Annotated in this window: 3 protein-coding genes and 1 pseudogene; 1 reads left to right on the forward strand and 3 read right to left on the reverse strand. The window is 66.4% G+C overall.

The features are described 5' to 3' along the window. Positions 1-443: pseudogene (locus MFF61_RS32840) on the reverse strand (ATP-binding protein); the annotation flags it as partial. Between the two features lie 232 nt (positions 444-675). On the opposite strand from MFF61_RS32840, the gene MFF61_RS32845 reads away from it, so the two are divergent. After that, positions 676-834: a hypothetical protein gene (locus MFF61_RS32845; protein ID WP_238241920.1), complete on the forward strand. Its 159-nt coding sequence runs from the start codon at positions 676-678 to the stop codon at positions 832-834. Positions 835-981: 147 nt separating this feature from the next. Here MFF61_RS32845 and MFF61_RS32850 read toward each other — a convergent pair whose 3' ends face one another. Together MFF61_RS32850 and MFF61_RS32855 are read right to left on the reverse strand one after the other, a co-directional pair. Beyond that, positions 982-1119, reverse strand: coding sequence for a hypothetical protein (locus MFF61_RS32850; protein WP_238241922.1), 138 nt, complete (start codon positions 1117-1119; stop codon positions 982-984). Between the two features lie 32 nt (positions 1120-1151). Next, positions 1152-1496 (reverse strand): hypothetical protein (locus MFF61_RS32855; RefSeq protein ID WP_238241928.1); only part of this gene is annotated, 345 nt, incomplete at its 5' end.

A 1496-nucleotide genomic window follows, 5' to 3' on the forward strand; every position in this document is an offset into this window, starting at 1 on the left:
ACACATTCTGCGATGACCCCGTTGTGCAGCAACCGGTCGAGGACGGCATCGGCGAGCGTGGGGATGCCGATGATCTCGTACCAGCGATCGACCGGCACCTGGCTGGTGATCAGGGTCGAGCCGGCGTCGTAGCGGTCCTCGACGATCTCCAGGAGATCGCGCGCCTGCTCGGGCAGGAGCGGCTCGGGGCCCCAATCGTCGAGGATCAGCAGGTTTGCCTTTGCGATCTGGCGCAGCAGCCGGCCGTAGCGGCCATCGCCGCGGGCGAGGCTCAGCGCCGCAAACAGGCGCGGGACCCGGTAGTACAGGACCGAGAGGTCGTCCTAGCAGGCCTTGTGCCCGAGCGCGCAGGCCAGCCAGCTCTTGCCCACGCCGCAGGGGCCGGTGATCACGAGGTTGCGCCGGGTCCGGATCCAGTCGCCGGTGGCGAGCTTGAGGAACACCCCTGCGGAGGAGCGTCGAGATGGCATGCAACGAGGACGTCGTTGACGCCCTGAAGCACGAGCACCAGCGCTTGGGCCGGCTGCTCCAGGTCATCGACGACTGCCGTTGGTGAACGGCTGATGATCCCGGGCCTGAGAGAGTGGCGACCCTGCAGGAGCACGTCGCGCAGATCCGGGCCGCAATCGACGGGATCGACCACGTCGTCGGTAAGCTCGGAGGGTAGCCCGCGCCATGGAGATGCTGGGAGCCACGGGGGCGATGCTGGTCGCGTCCGGGACCGTCCTCGCGGTCGTCGCCGTGGTCGCGATCGTGGGGCACGTGATCGAACGAGCGCGACACCGAGACGAGCCGCCCCTGGTCGACCCGAACCGGCAGACTAACGCGCGCTGATCCAGCTGGACTGGGCGGACCCTCGCCACACGATGCCGTTTCCGGGCACGAGGTTGGCCCAGGAGCGGCATCCATGGCTTGGCTAGTGTCTGACCGCCAGACACGGGTCGAGCGGGCTTCCTTGACTCGCTATGTGGATCTGCGCCGTCACCGCACCTCCCCGGAGTGCGGCGGCGGGGGCAAGCTGTCGTCGAACCAGTCCGGATTGTCCGCGAGGTGCCGGTGCCTGCCGCAGAACCAGTCGCTCGTGCCCTTGCGCTGGAAGGTGGCCGGCTTCTCGCACACCGCGCACTGAGGCTTCGCGTGCGTGTCAGCTGCTAGATCCTGAACCGTCTCTGAAAGCCCAGAGAGTGAGGTAGAGGTCTGAGGTAGAAGGGGGGGAATTCTTGCCGCTTGGAACGCGCGGTTTTCCCTGCCTTCAGCTGCCCCACGGCGCGCTGCGAAATCGTCTTCTCACCCCCGACTGAGGGGGGAATTTTACCCCCTAATTCTGCGACCTGCAGGCCTGTGACCCAATCGATCTGGCGGACCGCAAAGTCAGCCTTGCGCTTGTCGCTGCAGGCCTTCGATCGCGCCTCCATGGCGGACACGTTCTGATCCAGGAACAGGTACAGCGTGGGTGTCAAACGGCGTGGAATGTTGGGTCCTTCCGCGCTTTTGGT

The organism is Methylobacterium isbiliense (assembly GCF_022179325.1).
Lineage (GTDB): Bacteria > Pseudomonadota > Alphaproteobacteria > Rhizobiales > Beijerinckiaceae > Methylobacterium > Methylobacterium isbiliense.